General features: G+C 62.9%; 22 protein-coding genes. 7 read left to right on the top strand and 15 right to left on the bottom strand.

The window, feature by feature from the left end; all coding sequences use genetic code 11:
• Positions 1–5: 5 nt before the first annotated feature.
• The 12 genes from ftsW to ACNQOP_RS18200 form a co-directional block, all read right to left on the bottom strand.
• On the bottom strand, positions 6–1307 hold the full coding sequence (ftsW, locus tag ACNQOP_RS18255; protein WP_416405370.1) for a putative lipid II flippase FtsW: 1302 nt from the start codon (positions 1305–1307) through the stop codon (positions 6–8).
• 2 nt (positions 1308–1309) lie between these two features.
• Positions 1310–2911: a UDP-N-acetylmuramoyl-L-alanine--D-glutamate ligase gene (gene murD / locus ACNQOP_RS18250; RefSeq protein WP_416405369.1), complete on the bottom strand. Its 1602-nt coding sequence runs from the start codon at positions 2909–2911 to the stop codon at positions 1310–1312.
• On the bottom strand, positions 2893–4002 hold the full coding sequence (gene mraY / locus ACNQOP_RS18245) for a phospho-N-acetylmuramoyl-pentapeptide-transferase (protein ID WP_211711319.1): 1110 nt from the start codon (positions 4000–4002) through the stop codon (positions 2893–2895). Before mraY ends, murD begins: the two co-directional genes overlap by 19 nt.
• The gene (locus ACNQOP_RS18240; RefSeq protein ID WP_416405368.1) at positions 3999–5489 is read right to left on the bottom strand and encodes a UDP-N-acetylmuramoyl-tripeptide--D-alanyl-D-alanine ligase; all 1491 of its coding nucleotides are present in this window, start codon (positions 5487–5489) and stop codon (positions 3999–4001) included. The genes mraY and ACNQOP_RS18240 overlap by 4 nt, the downstream gene beginning before the upstream one ends.
• 6 nt (positions 5490–5495) lie before the next feature.
• Positions 5496–7127, bottom strand: a complete 1632-nt coding sequence (locus tag ACNQOP_RS18235) for a UDP-N-acetylmuramoyl-L-alanyl-D-glutamate--2,6-diaminopimelate ligase (protein WP_416405367.1) — start codon at positions 7125–7127, stop codon at positions 5496–5498.
• A 102-nt stretch (positions 7128–7229) separates the two neighbouring features.
• A complete protein-coding gene (locus ACNQOP_RS18230; RefSeq protein ID WP_235520429.1) occupies positions 7230–9026 on the bottom strand; it encodes a peptidoglycan D,D-transpeptidase FtsI family protein in 1797 nt (598 codons plus the stop codon).
• Positions 9027–9068: 42 nt separating this feature from the next.
• Positions 9069–9725, bottom strand: coding sequence for a hypothetical protein (locus tag ACNQOP_RS18225; RefSeq protein ID WP_235520428.1), 657 nt, complete (start codon positions 9723–9725; stop codon positions 9069–9071).
• Complete coding sequence (gene rsmH / locus ACNQOP_RS18220) at positions 9722–10720, bottom strand: 16S rRNA (cytosine(1402)-N(4))-methyltransferase RsmH (protein ID WP_349471780.1); 999 nt, start codon at positions 10718–10720, stop codon at positions 9722–9724. The genes ACNQOP_RS18225 and rsmH overlap by 4 nt, the downstream gene beginning before the upstream one ends.
• A gap of 166 nt (positions 10721–10886) precedes the next feature.
• Positions 10887–11318 (bottom strand): division/cell wall cluster transcriptional repressor MraZ, encoded by a 432-nt coding sequence (gene mraZ / locus ACNQOP_RS18215; protein WP_211711325.1) that lies wholly within the window; start codon positions 11316–11318, stop codon positions 10887–10889.
• Positions 11319–11785: 467 nt separating this feature from the next.
• The gene (locus tag ACNQOP_RS18210; RefSeq protein ID WP_257371316.1) at positions 11786–12154 is read right to left on the bottom strand and encodes a DUF3040 domain-containing protein; all 369 of its coding nucleotides are present in this window, start codon (positions 12152–12154) and stop codon (positions 11786–11788) included.
• 238 nt (positions 12155–12392) lie between these two features.
• Positions 12393–13655: a DNA polymerase IV gene (dinB, locus tag ACNQOP_RS18205; protein ID WP_416405366.1), complete on the bottom strand. Its 1263-nt coding sequence runs from the start codon at positions 13653–13655 to the stop codon at positions 12393–12395.
• A 92-nt stretch (positions 13656–13747) separates the two neighbouring features.
• On the bottom strand, positions 13748–14014 hold the full coding sequence (locus tag ACNQOP_RS18200) for a hypothetical protein (RefSeq protein ID WP_416405365.1): 267 nt from the start codon (positions 14012–14014) through the stop codon (positions 13748–13750).
• Between ACNQOP_RS18200 and ACNQOP_RS18195 the strand changes: the two genes are divergently transcribed.
• Together ACNQOP_RS18195 and ACNQOP_RS18190 are read left to right on the top strand one after the other, a co-directional pair.
• Positions 14013–14303 (top strand): hypothetical protein, encoded by a 291-nt coding sequence (locus ACNQOP_RS18195; RefSeq protein WP_257371313.1) that lies wholly within the window; start codon positions 14013–14015, stop codon positions 14301–14303. The genes ACNQOP_RS18200 and ACNQOP_RS18195 overlap by 2 nt on opposite strands.
• Positions 14300–15394 carry a polyprenyl synthetase family protein gene (locus ACNQOP_RS18190; RefSeq protein ID WP_416405364.1) on the top strand — a complete coding sequence of 365 codons (1095 nt, stop codon included), beginning with the start codon at positions 14300–14302 and terminating at the stop codon, positions 15392–15394. Before ACNQOP_RS18195 ends, ACNQOP_RS18190 begins: the two co-directional genes overlap by 4 nt.
• 117 nt (positions 15395–15511) lie before the next feature.
• On the opposite strand, the gene ACNQOP_RS18185 is transcribed toward ACNQOP_RS18190, so the two are convergent.
• A complete protein-coding gene (locus ACNQOP_RS18185; protein WP_235520422.1) occupies positions 15512–15865 on the bottom strand; it encodes an Rv2175c family DNA-binding protein in 354 nt (117 codons plus the stop codon).
• A gap of 255 nt (positions 15866–16120) precedes the next feature.
• On the opposite strand from ACNQOP_RS18185, the gene ACNQOP_RS18180 reads away from it, so the two are divergent.
• Both ACNQOP_RS18180 and pknB read left to right on the top strand, forming a co-directional pair.
• Entirely contained in the window at positions 16121–17479 is a 1359-nt protein-coding gene (locus tag ACNQOP_RS18180) for a LysM peptidoglycan-binding domain-containing protein (protein WP_416405363.1), read from the top strand.
• 78 nt (positions 17480–17557) lie between these two features.
• Entirely contained in the window at positions 17558–19609 is a 2052-nt protein-coding gene (gene pknB, locus ACNQOP_RS18175; protein ID WP_416405362.1) for a Stk1 family PASTA domain-containing Ser/Thr kinase, read from the top strand.
• A gap of 71 nt (positions 19610–19680) precedes the next feature.
• On the opposite strand, the gene ACNQOP_RS18170 is transcribed toward pknB, so the two are convergent.
• Together ACNQOP_RS18170 and ACNQOP_RS18165 are read right to left on the bottom strand one after the other, a co-directional pair.
• Positions 19681–21084 (bottom strand): class II 3-deoxy-7-phosphoheptulonate synthase, encoded by a 1404-nt coding sequence (locus ACNQOP_RS18170; protein WP_257371308.1) that lies wholly within the window; start codon positions 21082–21084, stop codon positions 19681–19683.
• Positions 21085–21150: 66 nt separating this feature from the next.
• Positions 21151–21942 (bottom strand): lysophospholipid acyltransferase family protein, encoded by a 792-nt coding sequence (locus tag ACNQOP_RS18165; RefSeq protein WP_257371307.1) that lies wholly within the window; start codon positions 21940–21942, stop codon positions 21151–21153.
• Positions 21943–22051: 109 nt separating this feature from the next.
• On the opposite strand from ACNQOP_RS18165, the gene ACNQOP_RS18160 reads away from it, so the two are divergent.
• The 3 genes from ACNQOP_RS18160 to ACNQOP_RS18150 are packed head-to-tail and all read left to right on the top strand — an operon-like array spanning position 22052 to position 24181.
• Positions 22052–22840: an alpha/beta hydrolase gene (locus tag ACNQOP_RS18160; protein WP_284987304.1), complete on the top strand. Its 789-nt coding sequence runs from the start codon at positions 22052–22054 to the stop codon at positions 22838–22840.
• Positions 22837–23640, top strand: a complete 804-nt coding sequence (locus ACNQOP_RS18155) for an alpha/beta hydrolase (RefSeq protein WP_235520416.1) — start codon at positions 22837–22839, stop codon at positions 23638–23640. Before ACNQOP_RS18160 ends, ACNQOP_RS18155 begins: the two co-directional genes overlap by 4 nt.
• Complete coding sequence (locus tag ACNQOP_RS18150; protein ID WP_416405361.1) at positions 23627–24181, top strand: hypothetical protein; 555 nt, start codon at positions 23627–23629, stop codon at positions 24179–24181. The genes ACNQOP_RS18155 and ACNQOP_RS18150 overlap by 14 nt, the downstream gene beginning before the upstream one ends.
• Positions 24182–24201: the final 20 nt, after the last annotated feature.

The following is a 24201-nucleotide window of genomic DNA, read 5'->3' as shown; positions in this document are numbered from 1 at the left end:
AAGTGCTAAGTATGCTTTCGTGCGGTTTTCGGAGAACGGCGCGGGAGGAAACGGGGCCGCTGCTGCGGCGGCAACTGGCTTCGGGCCAAGGACAAGACTACGCCCACGCCACATAGGGACATCACCAGCGCAGAACCACCGTACGAGATGAACGGCAATGGAACCCCGACGACGGGAAGCAGCTGGGTGACGACCGCCATGTTCATGCTTGCCTGGCCCAGGAGCCACACCATGATGCCGCCGGCCAGCGTGCGCTGGAACGGATCCGTCTGCCGGACCACGACGCGGAAGATGGCGATGCCAAGGATCGCGAAAAGGACCAGGACCACAATGGTGCCCACCAGGCCCAGTTCCTCGCCGATGATGGCGAAGATGAAGTCATTGTGTGCTTCGGGGAGCCAGTTGTACTTCTGCCGGCTTTGGCCGAGGCCCAGGCCGGTCCAACTTCCCTGTGCCAGGCCGTACATGCCGTTGGTGGATTGGAAGTCGAAATCGAAATCGGCCTTGCATGAGGCGGAGGCAGTACCAAGCCAGGAGGTGATACGACAGATCCGGTTCGCGCTGCTGACGGTCCCCAGGATGGCGCCCGCGACCCCGACTGCGCCGGCAATGGCAAGCATCTTGCCAGGGACGCCGGCGAAAAAGAGCCCCGCCGCGGTGATGGCAGCAATGACGATGACCGTACCAAGGTCGTTTCCGAGCATCACCAGGGCGATCACCAGCCCTGCGCCTGGAACGACTGGAATGATGACGTGCCACCAGCGGTGGAGGAGCTTCTGCTTGCGGGCCAGTACGGCAGCGATCCAGACGCAGAGCACCAGCTTGGCCGTCTCGGAGGGCTGGAGCGTCACGCCGCCGATGTCGATCCAGTTCTTATTGCCGTTGACGCTGTTGCCCATGACCTGGACGAGCGCAAGGAGAACCACCACAGCGCCAAGTGCCCACCATGACAACCGTTTCATCCAGTTCACGTTTGTTCGCGAGATGACGTACATGGCCAAAGCACCCAGGACTCCGAACATGGCCTGCTTCAGGGCGTCCGCGTAGGGTGACTTGCCTTCGGAAATCGCCTCGACACTGGAAGCGGACAGGACCATCATGACGCCGATGGCCGTCAGTGCCAGGGCGCAACCAAGGATCAGGTAATAGGTGGAGCTGTTCGGGGCCCTGTCCTTGCCCTCGAGGCTGTCCCAAAAGTTGCGCAGGAGCCGGCGGAGCCCGGAAGGCTTCTTCGCCGACGCGGGCGACGCCTCGGGTTTCCCGTCCCGTGGCGCTCTGCCGCGGGTGCGGGTGGGCGTGCTGACCATTGTTACTCCTCGGTGGTCGGTGCCTGCCCTTCCACAAGCTCGCGAACTGCTTGGACGAAAGCGTCGCCACGGTGAGCGTAGGAAGAGAACTGATCCATGGATGCTGCCGCCGGTGCCATGAGCACAGTGTCGCCTGGCGCTGCAACAGTGGCAGCAGCAGCGACGGCTTGGGCCATGACAGCCTCGCCGTAGATAGGCGACGCGGCATTACCGGCTGCGGTCTCCACCCTTTCAGTGTCGCCCTTGGGCTGCACGATCACGGGGACATCCGCTGCGTGTCGCTGCAGGGAGCCTTCCAGTGCTTCAGTATCGGTACCTATCAGCACCACTGCCTTCAGGCGGCGTGCATGCTCTTTGACCAGGTCGTCATAGTTGACGCCCTTGGAGAGGCCGCCGGCAATCCACACGACGTTCTGGAAGGCCGAAAGTGCCGCAGAGGCAGCGTGCGGATTGGTGGCCTTTGAATCGTTGATCCAGAGGATGTCGTTGTGTTTGGCCACCAGCTGGATGCGGTGGGCGCCGGGCAGGTAGTTGGCCAGGCCCTGCTTCACGGCTGCCGGCTCAACCCCGTACGCGCGGACCAGCGCGGCGGCGGCCAAGGCGTTGGCCACCATGTGGCGCGGAGCCACCGGACCGAGATCGGACATGGCGGCGAGCTCGGCGGCGGAGTCCTTGCGTTCGGCAATGAAGGCACGGTCCACCAAGAGGCCATCCACCACGCCCAGCATGCTGATCGACGGGGTGTTGGTGGTGAACCCGATGGCACGGCAGCCTTCTACGACATCCGCGTTCTCCACCATCCGCTCGGTTTCAATCTGGTCCGCGTTGTAGACGGCAGCTTTCTGGGTGTTCTCGTACACCTTCGCCTTATCAGCGAGGTACGAGGCATACGAACCATGCCAGTCCACGTGGTCTTCGGCCACGTTGAGGCAAACGCTCGCCACCGGTGACAGTGAGTGGCTCCAGTGCAGCTGGAAACTGGAGAGCTCGACTGCGAAGGCATCGTAGTCCACGGGATCCCTGAGGGCATCGAGGATCGGGGTGCCTACATTGCCGACGGCGATGGCCTTCAGCCCGGCTGCTTGAAGCATGGATTCCGTCATGCCAACAGTGGTCGTCTTGCCGTTGGTGCCGGTGATGGCGAGCCAATCGGCTGTTTTGTGACCCGCCCGGACCCGCAGGCGCCAGGCAAGCTCAACATCGCCCCACACGGCGATGTGCTTGCGCTTGGCCGCGGCCAGGAGGGCCTGGTCCGGCCGCCAGCCGGGCGACGTCACAACAAGCTCGGGAAGTGCTCCGTCGATCAGGGGAAGGGTGTTGACCGCTTCCTCGCCCAACAGCACGTCAACGGCACCCACGATTTTCAGGGTGTCGGCCTGGGCTTTTGCACGGCTTGTCGTGGCAGCATCAACCACCACCACTTTCGCGCCCAGCTCGATCAGGGTGTCGGCGGCTGAGAAGCCTGACACGCCAATCCCCGTGACCACTACGCGCAGGCCGCTCCAGTCGGCGTCCCAGCTGGTGAGTTCGGCCAGCCTGTCAGCGATTGAACCTTCGGCTGACGCGATTGATTCCGGGCTTTCATTCACAGCAGTACCACCCATTCAGCGTAAAAAACTCCCAGGCCTGCGGCCACGAAGAGCCCGGCAAGGATCCAGAACCGGACCACTACGGTGACTTCAGCCCAGCCCTTCAATTCAAAGTGGTGTTGCAAGGGCGCCATCTTGAAGACACGCTTGCCGCCGCTGAGCTTGAAGAAGCCCACCTGGATGATCACGGACAAGGTGATCAGCACGAAGAGGCCGCCGATGAAGGCGAGCAGGAGCTCGGTACGGGAGAGAATGGCGAAGGCTGCAACGGCTCCGCCAATGGCCAGGGAGCCGGTGTCTCCCATGAAGATCTTTGCCGGTGACGTGTTCCACCAGAGGAAACCCACCAGCGCCGCGCTGAGGATGGCAGCCAGCAGGGCCAGGTCCATGGGGTCGCGGACCTGGTAACAGCCGCTTCCTGCCTCGCGCGGGGATCCACAAGCCTGGTTGCTTTGCCAGATTCCCATGATGGTGTAGGCGCCAAAGACCATGATGGATGCGCCCGCCGCCAGCCCGTCGAGGCCGTCGGTGAGGTTCACGCCGTTGGTGGCAGCGGTGATGATCAGGTTGGACCAGAGCACGAACAGGATGGCGCCCACCACGGTGCCGCCGAAGGCAAGGTCCAGCCAGGGAATGTCACGCACCAGGGAGATCTGGGTCGAGGCAGGGCGGAGCCCGTTTTCGTTGGGGAACTGCAGGACCAGGATAGCGAAGATGATGCCGACGGCTGCCTGCAGGATCAGCTTGGCCCGGGCATTGAGTCCCAGGCTCCGCTTGTTGGAAATCTTTATGTAGTCATCGAGGAAGCCAACAAAGCCCATGCCGACCATCAGGAACAGCAGAAGCAGCCCGGAGGCGGACGGTCCGGGAGAGCGGGGATTCATCATCCACATGACCAGGTGGGTAGCAAAGTAACTGATGAGGACAGCAGCCACCACCACGGTCCCGCCCATGGTGGGTGTGCCGCGCTTGGTGTGGTGCGATGTCGGTCCGTCGTCGCGGATGAACTGGCCGTAGCTCTTGGCCACAAGGAACTTGATGAACAAGGGCGTCCCGATGAGGGCGACCAGGAGGGCGACGCCGGCGCCGATCAAAAGTGCAATCACAGCAGCTCGTTCCCTTCGCTTGCGGAAGCTTCGTCCGCGGTGTCTCCGGTGGGCTCGGCCCGTGGAGGTAATGCTATCCGATCACCCAAATGCCGCAGGCCCACCCCATTGGAGGACTTGAAGAGGACCAGGTCACCGGGTTTCAACTCGTTGCGCAGGAACTCGTAGGCCTCCTCCACGGTTTCGGTGAATGAGCACTCGTCCCCCCAGGACCCTTCCTGGATCGCGGAGACGTAGAGGGCCCGGGCTTCCCGACCCACTACGACAAGCCTGGAAATGTTCAGGCGCACCACCTGGGTGCCCACGGCCGTATGCTCACGGATGGAGTCCTCCCCCAGCTCGAGCATGGCTCCCAGGACAGCCCAGGTTCTCCTGCCCTGTCCAAGGTCGGCGAGCGTCCGCAGGGCCGCGCGCATGGATTCGGGGTTGGCGTTATACGCGTCGTTGATGATGGTGACGCCGTCTTCGCGCTCTGTCCGTTCCATGCGCCAGCGGCTGGCCGCGGACTGCGAGCTGAGCGAGGAAGCGATGTCAGCGGCCGAAATTCCGGCCGCGAAAGCTGCGGCGGCTGCCGCCAACAGGTTGGTCACGTGATGGCCACCGATCAGCCGGCTGCGCACCTGAACGGCTGGGCCGCCGTCGGGAAGTATGAGGTCGAAGTCCGGGTAGCCCTGGTCATTGACAACCACGTTCCTGGCCTCCACCTCTTCGGTGGTGGCCGGTGAGGCAGTGAAACCCAGGACCTTGGCTTTCGTCCGTGAGCGCATGGCGGCGACGCGGCCGTCGTCGAGATTGATCACCGCGGTGCCATTCTCGCTGAGGGCCTCCACCATCTCGCCCTTGGCTTTGGCAATGTTTTCCACGCCGCCGAATTCACCAGCGTGAGCAGTGCCGACCACCAGGACAACGCCAATGTCAGGCTTGACCATGTCTGCCAAATACTTGATGTGGCCAATACCGGTGGCGCCCATTTCGATGACCAGGAATCGGGTGTTCTCATCAGCGGAGAAGACAGTCAGCGGTACCCCGACCTCGCCGTTGTAGGAACCCTGCGGCGCAACCGTGGGTCCCGCGGTGGACAGCACGCCCGCCAAGAGGTCCTTGGTGGTGGTCTTGCCCGCGGACCCGGTGATGCCGATGACCGTGGTTTCCTCTCCGCGCTGCTGCCTCGCTGCGCGAATCCGGCGGACGGCTTCAGCCGCCAAAGCGCCCATCGCAAGGACTGCGTCCTCGACCACGACGGCGGGAATCGGGTTCCCGTCCGGGCCGGCGACTTCGCGTTCGGCAAGGACAAGGACGGCGCCACGTTCGAAGGCAGCATCGACGAAGTCGTGGCCATCGGCGTGCTCGCCGGGCTTGGCAACGTACAGCGAACCCGGGGTTGCTTCCCGTGAATCAGTGACGACGGAGGTGGGCACGATGTCCGGAGCTCCGGTCAAGCGGCCATGGGTGATGTCGGCGATTTCCGCCGCAGTAAGTGCAATCATCTCGGTTTAGGACTCTATCCGCTGGTCTGTTGAAACGCTGAATCCCTTGGATGTCAAGGCGGCGCGCAACTCCACCCTGTCGTCCAGCGCCAGGTTCACTCCCTTGACTTCCTGCCAGACCTCGTGGCCGCGGCCGGCGATGAGGATCGTGTCTTCCGCTGTTGCCTTGTCGACGGCCAACCGGATGGCAGCATCCCTTGGGTAGGACTCGATGATTTCGCACGCCAGGCCCTCAGCGTCACGCGCCGCTACGGCGCCCTGCATGACGTCGGCGCGGATTCTCGCCGCATCTTCGTCGTGGGGATCGTCATCGCTGACAATCACTACATCGGCCAGGCGCGCCGCAATGGCGCCCATGGTGGGCCGCTTGCCTTGGTCCCGCTGGCCTGTGGCACCGAATACCACGATCACGCGCGATCCCTCCTTGGGCGAGCGAACCGCTTCCAAGGCCCGGGCAAGGGCATCAGGATTGTGGGCAAAATCAACAACGGAGGCCGGTGCGGTGGAGACGAGCTGCATGCGGCCGGGAACGTCCACGGTGAAAGGATCGTGGGAGTCCAGGGCAGACTGAAGCTCCTTCACGTCGACGCCAGACTCCAGGACCATGATGGTGGCCAGTGCGGCGTTGGCCACATTGAAGGCGCCGGGCAGGCCGGTGTGGACGCGCAGGGCACGTCCGTCGGTGTGCCTGAGTTCGAATTCCGAGCCGAGTCCGCGTGCGGTGCTGGACGCTACGCTCCAGTCGGCGTCGGCGCCCTTGGCCGAGAGAGTAGTCACCGGAATATCGGCGGTGTCGGCCAGCTTGCGTCCCCAGGCGTCGTCAACCGTGACCACGGCGCGTCGGGCCCTGCCGCTGGTGAACAACTCAGCCTTGGTGCGGAAGTACTCTTCCATGCTTCCGTGCAGGTCCAAATGGTCCTGGGTGAGGTTGGTGAAGCCAGCTACTTCGAACATCACTCCGTCTACCCGGTGGTAGGCGATGGCATGCGATGAAACTTCCATTGAGGCGGCATCGAGCCCGCGTTCGCGCATCAGTGCAAGCAGCGCATGGACGTCCGTGGATTCGGGCGTGGTCAGGAGACTGGGGATGGGCTCTGCGCCGGCGACGATCTCGATGGTGCCAATAAGCCCGGGCTTCTTCCCGAGGGCACGCAACAGCGAATTAATGAAGTAGGTGGTGGTGGTTTTCCCGTTGGTTCCGGTGACACCGTACAGGGAGGGGAAACCACCCTCGGCGGGCTGGCTACGGTAGATCAGTGCGGCCAAGCGTCCGACGACGGTACGCGGCTGGTCGACGACCAGTACGGGCACTGGCTGCTCGCCGGCCAGGGCAAGCTGGCGCGCCCCGGCGTCGTCCGTCACCACAGCGACGGCGCCGCCGTCGATCGCCTGCGCCACGAAGTCGGCGCCGTGCCGCGAGGCACCCGGCAAGGCAACGTAGAGGTCCCCGGCCTCGACGGTCTTCGAATTGAGGGAAATACCGGTCACGCCGGCCTCACGGCTGGCGTCCGGGGCCGCAAGCCCGAGCGACTCAGCAATGGTGGCCAAGGATACCGCAGCAACGGACCCGGGCCGGAAGCCCGATCTGCCGGAATCCGGAGTGCTGGCTTGGACATCTGCCTGATTGTGCTCTGACACGTGGTTCTCCGTTGGTGCTCGTGGAACGACCGGCCGGGGGCCAGCGGCGCCCGGGCCGTTAGTGGTGGATCGATATTTGGCCGAAACAGACGCCCAAAAAGCTTACTTGACGAACTGGGGCAGCCGCGCGGGGGTGCCCGTTGACGGCGGCACGTTGTACGTCCGGAGGACCTGTGCCATGACGGAACGGAACACCGGCCCGTTGGTGATGCCGTAGATGCTTCCCTTAGGGCGCTGGAGCACCACTTCCACGATGAAACGGGGATCCTCCATGGGAGCCATACCCACCATGGAGGCCGTGTAACCATCGAAGCCGGGCAAACCGTCCTCACGGGGCGCCTGGGACGTTCCGGTCTTGGCACCGACGCGGTAACCGTCGATGGCCGCATCTTTGATCTGGCCCTCAGTCACGGCACTTTCCAGGATGTCCTGAACCTGTTTCGCCGTCTCTTTGGAAACGACCTGGCGGGGGTCCTTGGCGGGAACCTTGTGCTCTTCCCCACCGGGGGCAATGTAGCTGTCAATGAGCCTGGGCTGGAGCATGACGCCGTTGTTGGCGATGCTCTGGTATGCACGGACGGTCTGCAGCGTCGATTGCGACACGCCCTGCCCAAAGAGCACTGTGTACTGCTGGCGGTCATCCCACTGCTCCGGCTTGGCGAGGATGCCGGTCGCCTCGGCAGGGAGGCCAATGTCGGTCTGCTCCCCTACCCCGAACTTTTTGAGCCAGTCATAACGCTGCTCTTTGGTCAGGCGGCTGCCTGCCATCACGGTTCCGGTATTCATGGACCAGCCCAGGATGCCGGCCAATGTCCGCTCTTCGGTGCCGTGCTCGAACGCGTCAGTGAAGGTCTGGCCATCTATGGTGTACGACGGCGGAATAGTGAAATGGTCCAGCGGGTTGGACTTGCCCTCTTCGATCACAGCCGCGGCGGTGATCATTTTCTCCACAGAACCCGGCTCGTATGCGGCTGTCACAGAGCGCACGCCGCGGTCCTTGGCATCGACCTTGCCCGGATCATTCGGGTCGGGTGCGTTGGTGTCGGCCAATGCGATGAGGTTGCCGGTCTTGGTGTCCATGACGATGATCACGCCCCACTCGGCGCTGAGCTTGTCGACCTGGTTCTGGATAGCTTGCTGGGCAAAGTACTGGATGTCGGTGTTGAGGGTCAGTTTGACGTCACTGCCATCCACGGCAGGGGTCAGCTCGTCAGTTGCCACCGGAATCCGGAGGCCATCTGCACCAATTTCAAAGACGCGCTTTCCCTCGGTGCCTCGCAGCACATCATCCTGTGTCTGTTCGATGCCGGCCTGACCGCTGGTGCCATCCTGCAGGAACCCTATGACTCCGCCGGCCACGCTGCCATTGGGATAAACCCGCTTGCTGACACCTTCTGCCACGATTCCAGGAATCAGGAGTTTGGAGATCCGGTCCTCGAGCTCCGGTTTGACGTCCTTGGCCACCACCGCATACTTTTTGTCGCCGGTCAGGGCATCACGGACTTTGCCCTCGTCGGCTCCCAGCAGGGCAGCCAGTTCGGAGATTCCCTGGTCCCGGGTGACGACGTCGAGTTCTTCGGTCTTCTCGTTATAGCGCTTGAACGAAGCCGTGTTGGTGTTCTGGACCTGGTCCACCACGATGTTGTAGCGAATCACGCTGCTGGCCAGGACCGTGCCTTTGGAGTCGACAATCTTGCCCCGTTCGGCGGGCAATACCTGGGGTGTCAGTCGGCTCGCAAGGGCGGCTTCGGCCATTCCGCCCACGTCAAGTCCCTGCACCATGAACAGCTTGCCGCCCACTACAAGCAACAGCGTCAGCATGATGCCAAGGCCAACACGCAGCCGCTTCCTTGCCGCCGGCGTCTTCGGTTTTTTCGATGTGCCGGGGTTCTGCGCCACGTGGATTCCTTGCTGCTGGCCTTAATTCAATGGACTGATGGGCTACTGCCCTGGTGCCTTCTGCTGCGGAGCAGGTACCGATCCCCCGTGCAGTTCCACCGGCGGGGTTGCTGCCGTCCCAGCCGCCGGAGCGGCAGGCGTGGGGGCCGGAGCGGCCGGTGTTACTGGCTTGAGGTTCTCCAGCGGGTCCTTGGTAGTCACCGACGGAACAACATCAAGCATTCCTGCCACCGCGGGAGGAGCGAGCTGCGCACCGGGCTTGTCCCCCTTAACCGCAGGAGTCGCCTTTCCCGTAACTGTCATGGTGTCCACATCGATCTGGCCTTTCGCCGTGGACGGTACCATTCCCAATTCTGCAGCCTTCGCGGCCAGATTCTGCGGAGCTTCGTAGTTCTGCTTCTTCTGTGTCAGATCCTGGTTTTCCTTATTGAGGGACGCGGCTTCCGCTTTGAGCTGCACCAGTTGGTACTGCGCTGTAGACACTGAAATGTTGAGTACCAGGACGGTCAGCAGCGCAGCTGCCATGGCCACGAAGCACAGGACGACGAAGGGCGTCCTCCGCTTCCCGGGCGCACTGCGGACCAAGGAAAGCGGTGTGCGTGCCTTCCTCGGCGCATCCGGCTTTCCCGCGGGAACCGGCAATGCGCGTGCCGTGTTGCCCACTACGGAGGGCGATGTCTTCGCTGCGGCGCTGCTCATGCGTCTCTCCTTGGTTTGATACGCTCCACTGCCCTGAGACGGGCAGATGCCGCACGGGGGTTTTCAGCGATTTCTGCTGCTGTAGGCACTTCCGTACCTTTGGTGATGGTCTTGAGTTCGGGCTTATGCTCTTCGAGCTCAACCGGGAAGCCGAGTGGTGCGGAGGACTTCGATCCGGACTGGAAGACAGATTTGACGATCTTGTCCTCCAGGGAGTGGTAGGACATCACCACGATCCGTCCGCCCATGGCCGTGGAAGCCACGGCAGCCGGTACCGCTCTCTCCAGGACGTCGAGTTCTTCGTTGACTTCGATCCTCAGGGCTTGGAACGTTCGCTTCGCGGGGTGTCCCCCGCTTTTGGCAGCGGCGGCGGGTACTACGCTGCGTATTTGCTCCACCAGCTCCCCGGTCGTCGCAAAGGGCTTTTCGGCCCGGGCGTTGACGATCCTGTTGGCGATCCGGCCGGCAAACTTTTCCTCACCCCATTTGCGGATAATGCGCACCAGCTCGTCTTCGCTGTAGTTGTTCACCACATCCGCTGCTGTCTGGCCACGGCTGGTGTCCATCCGCATGTCCAGCGGAGCGTCGTAGGAGTAGGCGAAACCGCGTTCACGCTCGTCCAGCTGCAGGGAGGAAACCCCCAGGTCCATGAGGATCCCGTGCACCTCCGGAATGCCGAGATCGGCGAGAACGTCCTCGATCTCGTCGTAGACGGCGTGGACAAGGTCTGTCCTGTTCGAGAACGGTTCCAAGCGGGCCCCGGCGAGGGAGAGGGCCTCTTCGTCGCGATCGATGCCAACAAGGTGAAGATCGGGAAAGCGCTGGAGCATCGCCTCGGAGTGGCCACCCATGCCGAGCGTGGCGTCGATGGCAACCGGCGTCCTGCCCAGCTTCCTCGCGGCTTCGAAACCAGGGGCCAGCAGGTTGATGCAGCGGTCTTTCAGGACGGGCACGTGGCGCTCCGATGTGGGCTTTGCCGCGTCCTGCTCTTCCACGCTGCCTCCTCTTTCCTTAGTGCTTGCACGCTGATTCTTGAATCGGATCCCCATCCGCGCCTATTGTCCTGCCGGCCTGGCTCAGGGGAAGTTGAGCCAGGAAGACTGTCCAATGGGCGGCTGGAGATCCCATCCAAGAAGCGGGATCCCTGCTCACTCAGCCCGGTTAGAAGAACCCGGGCAGATTGTCGTCATCCGTTTCCGAGAAGGCAGCTTCCTTCTCGTTGAGGTACTCATTCCAAGCTTCTGCATCCCAGATCTCCGCACGGGTACCGGCACCAATCACTGCCAGTTCCCGACCGAGGCCGGCATACGTCCGGAGCGCCGGCGGAATCGTCACGCGCCCCTGCTTGTCTGGTACTTCGTCCGAGGCCCCAGACAGAAAAACCCTGATGTAGTCGCGAGCCTGCTTGGAGGACAGTGGCGCCTCCCGCATCGACTCGTGAATGCGCTCGAATTCCTTCTGGCTGAAGACGTAGATGCAGCGCTCCTGGCCCCTGGTGAGGACCAGTCCCTCGGCAAGCTCCTCACGGAACTTGGCGGGAAGAATGATTCGGCCCTTTTCGTCGAGACGTGGTGAGTGAGTGCCCAAGAACACTGGCCCCACCGCCCCTCAGTCAAGGTGCCCGCACATGCCCAACACTGCCACTACCCTCTTATGTTCTCCACTTTACTCCACAACGCCCCACAGTCAACGCACGTTTGGACGTTTCTCCACCACTTTGAAATTCGAGCGGCCAATAAACCCGCGGATTTTGGGGAAGGGAGCACAGTGGAGGGCTGCGGGAGACCTGTCCCGGGCCGCGGCAGCCCGGGGGCACGCACAGGCGCCCCAACAGAGGGAATGGCGCGGAATGATGGGCCGGGTGGTGGGAAGTGGAGTGCCGCAGCTGGAGCCAGGGAATGCCCTGACCGGCATAAGCCGCGGGCAAGCGGGCGAAGACGCAAAGGGCCGGTTAAACGCGGAAAGACCCGCAGGGCGGGTCTTTCGTTATCCCCTGGCAGTAGTCAGGAGATGCATAAATCACTTGCTGAGGGCCTTCGCCGGCCGAAGGGAGCCGGAGTTCAGTTGTCGTCGCGGCGGCGTTCGTCCCAGCGTTCTTCGAGGCTGCTCATGAACGTGCTCTTGGGCTTGGCCTTTCCTGACCTTGCCTTGCCGCCTTTACCGAAGGCCGAACCGCGCAACGTGGCGAAGTACACCCCGGCGCCCATGACGACGAACCCCAGGACGCCTATGGGAATGGCTTGGATGGACACCCCAACCAGCAGGAGGAGGATACCTGCGATAGCGCCGAGCACACCGATGATCACATGCCGGGTTGACCAGCTGCGTATGGGATCCGAGCCCATCGTGTTGGCAAACTTCGGATCGTCCTCATGAAGTTGCTTCTCCAGTTGCTCAAGCAGCTTCTGTTCGTGCTCCGAGAGGGGCATCGCGACCTCCTTTAGTCAGCCAGCGTCTGGACATAACGCGTCCTGTGCGTCTGTTTCCAAAACGATCGGACCAGGGGAATCGTTCCCAAAATACTCTCTGGGTTCAGCGGGCATTCGGGGACCGACTGTTGAGGAAACAGTTTGTCCAGACGATCTAAATCTCTGTAATAAATAGGATAGTTTGTCGGACGCCGATCTGAAAGACACGCACCAGGTGAGCAAGGCGCCCTCCCGGGGATCAGGTCCCTACTGGGGGCTTACCGGGTTCCAAAAGCCGGGCAGGCAGCAAAGTCCTGGAACCAAAGCGTTCAGACACACGGTCCAGGGCCTGCTCCGCAGCACGCCAATTATCGTCCCTGCGGTCAAGGCTCAACTGCATGGACGTCTGCCCGGCCGGCTCCAGTTGCTCAGCCCGTACCCCTACCAGGCGGACGCTCATGGATCGCGACCCCAAGGACTCCAGCAGCTGCACCGCGACCTGGTAGATCAACTGGGCGCTGTCCACGGGAGTCTGCACAGTCCTGCTCCGCGAAACAGTGGAGAAATCGGAGTAACGAAGTTTGAGGGCAATGGTCCTCGCGAGCATGCCGGAGCTGCGAAGCCGCGAAGCCGTCCTATGGGACAGCCGCAGCAACTCCCGGTGCAGCAACGCGTTATCTCCCGTGTCCACTGCAAACGTTTCCTCGGCGCCGATGCTCTTTTCGAGCCTTGTCGGGGTTACCGGACGGGGGTCTATTCCCATGGAGAGCCGGTGGACATGCTCACCACTGGCCCCAAGCACCTTCTTTAAGGATGCGGGCGGCGTCGCGGCGACATCAGCAACGGTCCGGATACCCAGCCGGGCCAGTACCTCTCCGGTCTTCCCACCCACACCCCACAAGGCATTGACGGGCAGGCTGTGCAGGTAGGGAACCGTGTCGTCGGCATCGATTTGCAGGATCCCGTCCGGCTTGCAGCGCGTTGAGGCGATCTTGGCCACGAACTTGGAGGCAGCAATGCCCACTGAGGCGGTAATCCCCAGCTCCGATTCGACCCTGCGGCGGATCAGGTGCCCGATCTCAAGCGGCGTTCCCAGCCGCCTGATGGCACCACCCACGTCAAGGAATGCCTCGTCGACGCTCAGGGGCTCCACCAGCTCAGTGATCGAGGCGAAGATCTCCATCAATTGTGCCGAGACCTCGTAGTAGACCTTGTGCCGGGGATTGATAATGACTGCCGAAGGGCACCGCCTCATGGCGATGGACATGGGCATCGCGGATTTTACGCCAGTCGCCCGGGCCTCATACGAGGCGGACAGGACCACCGAACGTTCAGCCGGGAAACCAACGATCACCGGCTTGCCCCGAAGCTCCGGGCGGCTGCGAAGTTCCACCGAGACAAAAAAGGCATCCATGTCCACATGAAGTATGCTGGTTCGCCTCAGTTCCCGCAGGGCATCTCCAGCGCTGCGGGCGGATCCGTCGCCGGCACCTTGGGCGCTACCGAATGCTTCCTGCCTCACAACGGCAATACTATGCCCGCCCACTGACTAAACTGGAGGCACAATCCGGCTCAGCCCCAGGAAGGATACCCTGTGAAGCTCTTTGGAACTCCTCAAACGCGAGGGTTTGCCCTGCTCGCAGTAAGTGTCGCAGTGGCGGCCTCAGCCTGCACACCGTCGACCGGGGGTTCAGCAGCTCCATCCCCAAGCGACGCGGCTTCGGCGTCGCCCTCGTCCTCATCGAGCGCCGCGCCGACTCCGTCCGGCTCCGCCACCTCCTCAGCCACAGCATCCCCGGGCACAACCGCTCCGGCTCCCGATGCGACCGCCACGGTGAATGCCTTGGTCCCCGGCTTCCCGCAGCAACTGATTCCAGTCATGCCCAACACGTCGGTCCGCTCAAGCAGCGTGGACAAAAAGGACGCCCTGACCAACGTGGCCCTCGTCGGCACTGTTAAAGCGCCTCCTGAAGGGGTGGTGGACTACTATAAGTCCTCACTTGAAGCCCAGGGATTCAAGCTGGTTCCCGGCCCCGAAGCCGTGGGCAATGTCACCTCCCTTGACTTCATCCGGGGCGACGGGGAGACCGTCAACGTCTCAATCCGGCAGAAGGAGGGTGTTTCCACCTTCACCATCGGAGCCAATGTGGCAGCAGGATCCGTCAAGTGACGGTTTCCGCCCAGGTGTCCTCCGAACAAACAGAGTTCGTCAGTGCCGTTGCCGGGAAACTCAACGGCTTCCTTTCGGGCCAGCAGGACCTCATGGCCGGTGTCTCGGCCGACGTCGCACCACTCATCGGTTCCATTTCCCAGCTGGTCACCGGAGGAAAGCGCCTGAGGGCGCTGATGTGCTACTGGGGTTGGCGGGGCGCGGGCGGCGGCGTCGGCGATCCTGACATCGTCATGGCCGGGTGCGCCCTTGAACTGTTCCAGGCCGCAGCGCTGATCCACGACGACATCATCGACCGTTCCGACACGCGGCGGGGCGGGCCAAGCGTCCATAAGAGATTCAGCCAACTCCATGAGGCCCAGGGGTGGGCCCTGGACAGCGGGCGATTCGGCGACGCCGCGGCCATCCTGACCGGGGATCTCTGCCTGTCCTTCAGTGAGGAGTCGTTCACCGGTATCGGGACACGTGCGGCGTCCGGCACCCCGGCCCGCGGGATCTTCAACGTCATGCGCGCAGAGGTGATGGCCGGCCAGTACCTGGACATCCTTGAAGAAGTGGCCGGACCCGTCCGCGACCGCGCGGGATCCGTGGACCGGGCCAAGTCGATCATCCGGTACAAGTCTGCGAAGTACTCCACCGAACATCCCCTTGCCCTGGGCGGGGCATTGGCGGGAGCCCCGGCGGAGCTCCTGCGGGCCTACTCGGAGTTCTCCTTGCCGCTTGGCGAGGCCTTCCAGATGCGGGACGACGTCCTGGGAGTTTTCGGCGATCCTGAAACCACCGGCAAACCAGCAGGGGACGACCTCCGCGAAGGAAAAAGGACCGTCCTTGTAGGTTTCGCCATCAACCAGGCTGGGACAGCCGAAGCCGATTACCTTGACCGCACCTTAGGCAATCCCGGGCTCGGAGCGGAAGAAGTGGAAGCGATCAGGCGAATAATTATCGAAAGTGGCGCGCTCGAGGCTACGGAGGCGCTCATTGCCGAACTCAGCTCGCAGGCCTTTGCAGCCCTGGAGCGATTGCCCCTTCAGGAAGTTCCGCTGATGGCGCTCAGCCAGCTTGCCGAAGCAGCTGTGAGCCGCGCGGCCTGACCGCCGGCGCACGTTGCCGCCGCAGGGTCGGCCGGCCCCAACAAAACATGACGCGTACGACGACGGTGGAGACCGTCGTCGTACGCGTTCAAGTGTGTTTTACCCCAGGGCGCGGCTTTACCAGGCCAGTGACTGGGCGCGGCGCCTGATCTCGGTCTTGCGCCCTTCACGCAAGGCGTCGATGGGCCGTCCCCGCAGCGACTCGTCAGGGGTGAACAGCCAGACAATCAGCTCTTCGTCGGTATATCCGGCGTCGCTGAGAACCGCGACCGTCCCCTTCAGGCTGTCAACGACGTGACCGTCCTGAATAAACAGGGCCGGGATCGAACGGACATTCCGTTCTCCCCGCCTGATGGCAACAATGGCCCGCTCGTCCAGAAGTCCGTGGACCTTGGTGATGGAAACTTCCAGCAGTTCGGCGACATCCGGCAAGGGCAGCCAGTCGGAAACAAGGCTTTCTACATTACTCACGGAACAAGGTTGCCACGCCGCCCCGCCCCTCGCCTAGCCGGAGGACGACGGCGATACCGGCCGATGCGGTGAACGCCCCAAATTCTGTCGGATAAATCGGGAAGCATAATCCATTACGTCCCGAATTGTTGTGCCGATGAAATAAGTGTGAGAGATTCACACTGATCACTCTTGCACCATTGATAACATCAGTAACATTGGTAACACTGACAACAGCGCAAACAATCGACCCGCTGTTGAGATGAGGACACTTTCATGACGACGCCCCGCTCGCCGAAACGAACCATGAGCATGCCGGTCATTGCGGCAACCACGGCTGCGCTTCCCGCCGTGGTCTTGTCCTCCTTGGCCTTGGCGCAACCTTCCATTGCGGCGCCTGCCCCGCAGCAGCCCCGGAAGATTCCGGCCACCCTTGCGGCAGCCATGAAGGCCCAGGCAGCCACCACCGGCACCGTGATACCGGCCCAGGCCGTCGCGGCTACGCTTCCCGCGACCCTCCGCCCGATGGCGCCGTCGGTACCGGACACCTACACCATCGTCCGCGGCGACACCATCAGCGCAATTGCCCGCCGGTTCAACCTGGACACAAACGCGGTGCTTGAACTGAACAAGCTCACGGCAACCACGCTGATCTTCCCCGGGCAGACCATCAAGCTCACCGGGACAGCTTCGGCCGCCCCGGCGCAGCCTTCGGCGCCGGCAGCCCCCAGCACGCCCAGCACCCCGGGGAACGGCGCCGTTTACACGGTGGTCTCCGGCGACACCCTGAGTGCGATCGCCGCCAAGCACGGCGTGCCCTTGTCCAGCATCTTCAGCTGGAACAACCTCAGCGGCAGCTCCATCATTTACCCGGGACAGAAGATCAAGGTCAGTGGCGGGTCCGCTCCCGCTGCGCCCACAGCGCCTTCGGCCCCCGCAACGCCGGCGCCGGCACCCACCACCAGCGCAGGTTCGTACATCATCAAGGCCGGCGACACGCTCAGCTCCATCGCCTCACGGAATGGCGTTTCCCTGGCTGCGTTGATGAGTGCCAACAACGTCACGGCCACCACCGTGATCTATCCCGGCCAGAAACTCACCATTCCCGGCGCGGGCACCAGCCTCCAGCCCGCGGGTGAGACCAAGCCGCTGGTTCCCAGCACCTTCCTTGGTTTCACCTACCCTCCGGCGGTCGTCAGTTCCGCCAACGAGAACAAGGCGCTCCTGAACGCCTCCCCGGTGCCCACCCGCGCCGAAATGAAGGGCATTGTGGCCGACACCGCGCGGCGTATGGGTGTGAGCCCGTCCTTGGCCCTGGCCTTCGCCGAGCAGGAGTCAGGCTTTGACCAGCGGGCCGTATCACCGGCCAACGCGATCGGCACCATGCAGGTCATCCCCTCCTCAGGGCAGTGGGCCTCCGACCTGGTGGGCCGGAAACTTAACCTCCTCGATCCGTATGACAACGCCACGGCCGGCGTTGCCATCATTCGGGCGCTCATTGCGACGAGCAAGGATCTGGACAACGCAATCGCGGGTTACTACCAAGGCCAATACTCGGTCAGCAAGTACGGAATGTACGACGACACCAAGCGCTACGTCGAGTCGATCAAGGCCCGCCAGCGCACCTTCGGCTAGGTCTTTCCCAGCACCTCGGAAGGGGCCCGCATCCTGCGTGGATTCGGGCCCCTTCCCCGTCTCGTTTAGGATCGTAAGGTGCAAGAACCAACGCAGGACCACCTCATCGGGACTACCGTCGACGGCCGATATACGGTCCGTTCACGCCTCGCAAGGGGCGGAATGTCCACCGTGTACCTGGCTACGGACCTACGCCTCGAGCGCGACGTAGCCGTCAAAGTCCTGCACCCGAACCTGGCCAACGATCCCACCTTCCTGCAACGCCTGAGCCGCGAAGCCAAGGCTGCAGCCAGTCTCTCCCACCCGCACATCGTGGGGGTCCTGGATCAGGGCGAGGACGGCCATATCGCCTACCTCGTCATGGAATACGTCAAGGGACACACCCTTCGCGACGTCATGACTGAGCAAGGGGCCCTCCCGCCGCGACTCGCGTTGGCGCTGATCGATCCTGTCATTGAAGGACTCGCCGCCGCGCACGGCTCCGGGCTGATCCATCGCGACATCAAGCCCGAGAACGTCCTCATAGCCGACGACGGGCGCATCAAGGTGGCCGACTTCGGATTGGCCAGGGCAGTCTCAGCCAACACCAGTACGGGCGCCCTGATCGGTACCGTCGCCTACCTGGCCCCTGAACTTGTGCTGGGCCAGGCCGCTGACGCCCGCAGCGACATCTACTCCGCCGGCATCATGCTGTACGAAATGCTGACCGGGAAACAACCCTACGCAGGCGACTCACCCATCCAGGTGGCGTACCAGCACGTCAATTCCGTTGTCGGGCGGCCGTCGGACGTGGCTGCTGGACTGGCAGACGACCTGGACGAACTGGTTCAGTGGTGCACCGCCACAGATGCCGAAAACCGTCCCGTCGACGGCACTGCCCTGCTGACGGAGCTGCGCCACATCCGAACCACCCTCACCGATGAGCAGCTGGACCACAGGCAGTCCCCCGCCCCGACGCCGCACTCCCCTGCATACGCACCTGAATCGGCACCGGTAGGCAGTCCGGCCGGGAATCCCACCGAGGCCTTGGCGACCACGGCGTCGCCCACTGAGTTCATCTCACAGCAGCGCAATCCCACCACCATCATGGCGGCAGCGGGCTCGGGGCTCCAACGTTCCACACAGGATCCCACCGACCACGACCTGAACCAGCCCGGCAAGCGTGAGCTGAAAAGGATTGAACGGCAACAGGCAAAAGACCGCGCCAGGGCTGCGGCGACTCCGGTCCGCCAACTCCGTGAAGGCAACCCACGCCGCCGCGGCATCATCTGGGCCGTCGTGATCGTCATCCTGGCATTGTTGGCAGCCACTGCCGGGTGGTTCTTCGGCATGGGTCCCGGGTCTCCCGGAACCATACCCGACGTCAAGAACAAGACCGTGGCGGAGGCCCAGCAGTTGCTCCGCACAGCCGGCTTCCAGTCTGAGCCGCGGGACGTGTTCGACGACGACATCCTGCCCGGTTACGCTGTGGGAACGGAGCCCAAATCCGGCGCGGAAGTCCGGAAATTCCAATCCGTCACAGTCTTCGTTTCCAAGGGTGCACAGCTCTTTCCGCTGCCGACGCTCACGGGAGGCACACTGGCGGAGGCCAAGACCGCCCTGAACGCGGCGCAAATGGCGCTTGGCAACGTAACCGAAGCCTTCGATGACAAGGTGCTGGCCGGCGTCGTGATCTCACAGGACCCCGCAACCGGCAAGGAAGTGCGGCATGGCACACCTGTGGCTTTGGTGGTGTCCAAGGGGCCGCAGCCGATTCCCGTCCCCGATGTCCGCGGTTTGGCGAAGGACGCCGCCATCAAGGCCCTCCAGGACGTGGGATTGAAGGCTGTGGTCGCCCCGGATAAGGTTTTCGACAAGTTACCCGACAATAGCGTCGTGTCGCAGTCCCCAGCGAACGGCACCCTGGTCAAGGGTGACACCGTGACGCTTACACTTTCCAAGGGCCCCAAGATGGTGAAAGTACCCAACTTTGTGGGAAAGAACGCCGATGCCGCAGAGAAAGAGCTCAAGAGCCTTGGTTTTGAAGTGCTCAGAAAACAAGATGTGGTGATCTTGAACCTCGTCCTGGTGCAGAACCCCGTCAACATCGAAGTGGCAGAGGGTTCCCTCATTACACTGACCGTAGTCTGATACCCAGGAAACAACAGAAGGCGCGGTCCCCTATCAGGGGACCGCGCCTTCTGCTTTGTCAGTTCATGGTGTCAGCGCTTGGAGAGGGCGCCCGCGACCAGGAACGCCATTTCCAACGACTGCATGTGGTTCAGGCGCGGGTCGCAGACCGACTCGTAGCGGTCCAGGAACGCGTCCTGGTCGATCGGATCGGCACCGCCCAGGCACTCCGCGACGTCGTCGCCCGTCATTTCGACGTGAAGGCCGCCCGGGACCGTACCTAGCGAGTGGTGGACCTCGAAGAAGCCACGGACCTCGTCAATGACGTCGTCGAAGTTGCGGGTCTTGTAGCCGTTGGGCGATGTGACCGTGTTGCCGTGCATCGGGTCCGTGACCCACAGGACCTGGGCACCGGAGGCAGTAACGCGTTCGACGACGGCGGGCAGCTTCTCGCGGATGTTCTTGGCACCCATGCGGGTTATGAAAGTGAGACGGCCCGGTTCGCGGTTGGGGTCCAACTTATCGATCAGGCGCAGGGCGTCATCACCGCTTGTGGTCGGACCAAGCTTGACGCCGATCGGGTTCCGGACGCGGGACAGGAAGTCAACGTGGGCGTGATCGAGTTCGCGGGTCCGCTCACCGATCCATAGGAAGTGCGACGACGTGTCGTACGGCAGGCCCGTGCGTGAGTCGATGCGTGTCAGCGCGCGCTCGTAGTCCAGCAGCAGTGCTTCGTGGCTTGCGAAGAATTCGACGCGCTTGAGTGCCTCAAAGTCGGCGCCACAAGAATCCATGAAGCTGATGGCCCTGTCGATGTCCCGCGCCAGGGACTCGTAGCGTGCGTGCGCAGGGTTCTCTGTGAACCCCTTGTTCCACTGGTGCACCAGGCGAAGGTCAGCAAAGCCCCCCTGTGTGAACGCCCGGATGAGGTTCAGGGTGGAAGCGGAGGTGTGGTACGCCTTGAGCATGCGGCTTGCGTCGTGTGCACGTGACTCTGGCGTGAAGTCGTAACCGTTCACAATGTCGCCGCGGTACGCGGGGAGGGTCACGCCGTCGCGCGTTTCATCGTTGGAGGAGCGTGGCTTGGCGAACTGGCCGGCCATGCGGCCCATCTTGATGACGGGCATGGCGGCGCCGTACGTGAGAACGACAGCCATCTGGAGGATGGTCTTCACCCGTGCACTGATCTTGTCCGCCGTTGCTGCCTCGAACGTCTCGGCGCAGTCTCCGCCCTGGAGGAGGAAGGCCTTGCCCTGGGCAGCGGCGGCGAGCCGTTCCCGGAGGACGTCCACTTCACCGGCGAAAACCAACGGCGGCACCGCTGACAGCTCTTTGACGGAAGCCTTGAAGACCTCGGCGTCCGACCATGTTGGCTGCTGGGAGATCGGCAGGTCCCGCCAGGCGTCAAGCCCGGGATAGTTCGCAGCTCCGCTCTGGGCGGTGCTTGCGAGGGGGTCTGCAATGGCGGGTGCGGTGTTCGCGGTTAGCTCAGTCACCCTTAAAGAGTAGTAGCCTCCGGCGGCGTTGCGGGACTGAAGCCGTAACTGACGATGGCCGGTGCGTCACAGTCTCTCCGCTGATCCATTCGCCCCGCTCCGCGGTTCATCCCTGTCATCGGAGATGTCGGGGGTCGCGTCCTCGGCAACCTCGACTTTCCGGACCGGCTCAGGGCCTTTTCCGGCGAGCTGGGCCTTGACCACTGCTGCGTACTCATCCACGTATTCCTGACCTGAGAGGCGCATCAGGCTGGACATGATTTCATCTGTAACGGCCCGCTGGACCTGGCGGTCGTCCTCCATGCCGTAGTAGCGGCTGAAGTCCATCGGTTGCCCAAAGATGATGCCGATCCGGCGGATATTTGGCAGTCTCTTGCCGATGGGCTGGACCTTTTCGGTCCCGATCATGGCTACCGGCACTACCGGCACCCGCGTCTGAAGGGCCAGCTTGGCGACGCCCACCTTGCCGCGGTAGAGCCTGGCATCGGGGCTGCGGGTTCCCTCAGGGTAGATTCCCAACAATCCTCCGGACGCCAGCACATCCTTTCCTGCCTGAAGCGACATCTCCGACGCAGCGCCGCCCGAACGGTCCATGGGGAGTTGGTTGCTCAACCGGAAAAACATCGCCGTGAGCCGTCCTTTAATTCCCTTTCCAGTGAAGTACTCGGATTTGGCCAGGAAGATCACCGGGCGGCGAACCATCAAGGGAAGGAAGATGGAGTCGGAAAAGGACAAGTGGTTGGAGGCAAGGATGGCTGCGCCGTTGTCGGGAACGTTGTCCAGGCCCTTGACCCAGGGACGGAACAGAAGCTTGAGGATCGGACCAAGGAAGATCCTCTTCATGACCCAATAGAACACGTTAGTCCCCTCACGGCCGACGGTTGGCATGCTTCCGGCAACCCGGCCGGCACTCAACAGCAACCCTACTCCAGTGAGAAATCTCCGGAACAGTGACACGATGGGACGCATGACGGAACGCCCTTCACCTGCTGCGCCGCTCGCCTTCCACTATGCCGGGCATGGACCAAACGCCTCCACTGGCGTGGCCATCTGCCACGGTTTCACGGGCAGCCCCCTGAGCATGCTCCCGTGGGCTGAGTATCTGGCCTCCCAGGGATTTGCCGTCTCCGTGCCGCTGCTCCCCGGCCACGGCACCAGTTGGCATGACCTCGCAACCACCCGCTGGCAGGACTGGTACCGGACCTTCGAGCAGAGCTACCTTGAACTTGCTGGACAGACCAGGACCTGTTTTGTTGCCGGGCTGTCCATGGGAGGTGCCGTGGCACTTCGGGTTGCCGCCCTCCATGATGTTCCTGGCCTGGTGCTGGTCAATCCCGGCCTCAGCTTTTATGACAGGCGCGTGAAGTACGTGGGCGCCCTGAAGTATGTCATGCGGACCACCACCCCCATTGTGGAGGACTCACCGGCGCCGGCCACCGATGAGACGGGCGACTACTCCAAGACTCCCTTGAAGTCAGTGCACGAACTGAAGAAGCTTTTCCGCGCCGCGACCCGTGGCCTGCCGGAAGTGCAGGCACCTGCATTGGTATTCAAATCGGCGGTGGATGGCGTCATCCCTCCGAGTTCCGTGGCCACCATCGAACGGCACATCGCTTCCTCGCGCCTGAAGGTCGTGACCCTTCCCCATAGCGGGCACGTAGCCACCCTGGATGTGGACGCGCCCACCATTTTCGAAGAATCCGCCAGGTTTTTCCGTCAGCACGCCGACGACAGAGTAGCCTCAGAGTCATCATGAACATGCTTCCGGATTTCTCGCCGTTCTCCAGCCAGTGGAACGGGATCGGGCCACGCGTTGGCGTTGTGATGTCCCATGGCTTCACTGGCAGCCCGCACAGCGTCAGGCCGTGGGCTGAACACCTGGCCGCTGCAGGCTACGCTGTCCGCCTGCCCCTGCTTCCGGGCCACGGCACCACCTGGCAGGACATGGCCACCCGTTCCTGGCGGGAATGGCACCGGGCAGTTGACGATGCATACCTCGAACTGGCGGCCGAGTGCGACTACGTCTTCGCTGCAGGCTTGTCCATGGGCGGTACCCTGGCCCTGCGGATCGCGGCCACCCGACCCGTAGCCGGCACTATCGTGGTCAACCCGGGACTGGTCCTCGATGACCCGCGTGCAGTGGTCGTAGCCGCGTTGAAGTATGTGGTGAAGTCGACTCCGGCCATCGCCAACGACATCCTCAAGCCGGACCAGGATGAAGGTGCCTACACCCGAACGCCGGTGGCTGCAGCCCATCAACTCAAGAAGATGTACAAGGACACTGCTGCCCTTCTCCCCCGCATCAATGCTCCTGTTCGTGTCTACAAATCAACAGTGGACAACGTCATCTCGAAGGCCAGCCTGGAACTCCTTCGTTCCCGCTCCAGCGCGCCTGTCGACATCCACTACCTGGCCAACAGCTACCACGTGGCCACGCTCGATAACGATGCCCCCGAGATCTTCCAGGGCACGGTGGACTTCATCCAAAAAACCGTTGCGAACCTGGCCGGACACGGAGCTTCCCCTGAAAAGGACACCGCCCATGAACAGGCCTGATCCCAACTCCGCCGATCAAAGCGCGAACAAGGATGACGACGCCGTATGGCTGGACCTCGTGGCCAGGCTGGAGGCCACGCCCTCGCCGTCCACGGAACACTCGGACCCACCACGTGAGGAGCCCGAGCCAGTCGACGGCGGACGGCCACAGCGGGGTACCGGCAAGGCGTTCAAGGACTTTGATCCGCTGGGACTAACGACGCCCGCTACTGAACCTTCGACAGACGCGTCCGCGGTCCCGGACACGGTTGAGGGTGCAGGCCGGCCTTTGGGCCCCCGCGATTTTGAAGTCGAGGACCTGGACGATGCCTTTGTCCCCGAAGAGCCACCCAGTTTGGCGGGCACCGAGCCTTTGATCATGCTGGCTTGGGTCGGTGCCGTGGGAGGTCCCATCGCACTGCTGTTCACGGCCATGTTCTGGCGGTCCGCGCCACTGACCGCGGTGATGGGGATCGTCGCGGCCTTCGTGGTCTCGGTTGTCTACCTCATCATGCGGCTTCCGCAGGAAAAGAATGAGGACGACGACGGCGCCCGCATCTAGGTGGCTACGCCCCCTTTTGT

The sequence above is a fragment of the Arthrobacter sp. LFS091 genome, from assembly GCF_047977885.1.
GTDB lineage: Bacteria > Actinomycetota > Actinomycetes > Actinomycetales > Micrococcaceae > Arthrobacter.
This window is presented reverse-complemented; position numbering and strand designations above follow the sequence as displayed.

Excerpts from the sequence above, each read along its gene's own strand:
- ACNQOP_RS18210 (WP_257371316.1), bottom strand. The coding sequence starts at position 12,154 with ATGCCCCTCTCGGAGCACGAACAGAAGCTGCTTGAGCAACTGGAGAAG.
- ACNQOP_RS18155 (WP_235520416.1), top strand. The coding sequence starts at position 22,837 with ATGAACATGCTTCCGGATTTCTCGCCGTTCTCCAGCCAGTGGAACGGG.
- ACNQOP_RS18150 (WP_416405361.1), top strand. The coding sequence starts at position 23,627 with ATGAACAGGCCTGATCCCAACTCCGCCGATCAAAGCGCGAACAAGGAT.
- ftsW (WP_416405370.1), bottom strand. The coding sequence starts at position 1,307 with ATGGTCAGCACGCCCACCCGCACCCGCGGCAGAGCGCCACGGGACGGG.
- ACNQOP_RS18240 (WP_416405368.1), bottom strand. The coding sequence starts at position 5,489 with ATGATTGCACTTACTGCGGCGGAAATCGCCGACATCACCCATGGCCGC.
- ACNQOP_RS18180 (WP_416405363.1), top strand. The coding sequence starts at position 16,121 with ATGACGACGCCCCGCTCGCCGAAACGAACCATGAGCATGCCGGTCATT.
- ACNQOP_RS18195 (WP_257371313.1), top strand. The coding sequence starts at position 14,013 with ATGCCCAACACGTCGGTCCGCTCAAGCAGCGTGGACAAAAAGGACGCC.
- ACNQOP_RS18160 (WP_284987304.1), top strand. The coding sequence starts at position 22,052 with ATGACGGAACGCCCTTCACCTGCTGCGCCGCTCGCCTTCCACTATGCC.
- murD (WP_416405369.1), bottom strand. The coding sequence starts at position 2,911 with ATGGGTGGTACTGCTGTGAATGAAAGCCCGGAATCAATCGCGTCAGCC.
- ACNQOP_RS18200 (WP_416405365.1), bottom strand. The coding sequence starts at position 14,014 with ATGACTGGAATCAGTTGCTGCGGGAAGCCGGGGACCAAGGCATTCACC.
- ACNQOP_RS18225 (WP_235520428.1), bottom strand. The coding sequence starts at position 9,725 with ATGAGCAGCGCCGCAGCGAAGACATCGCCCTCCGTAGTGGGCAACACG.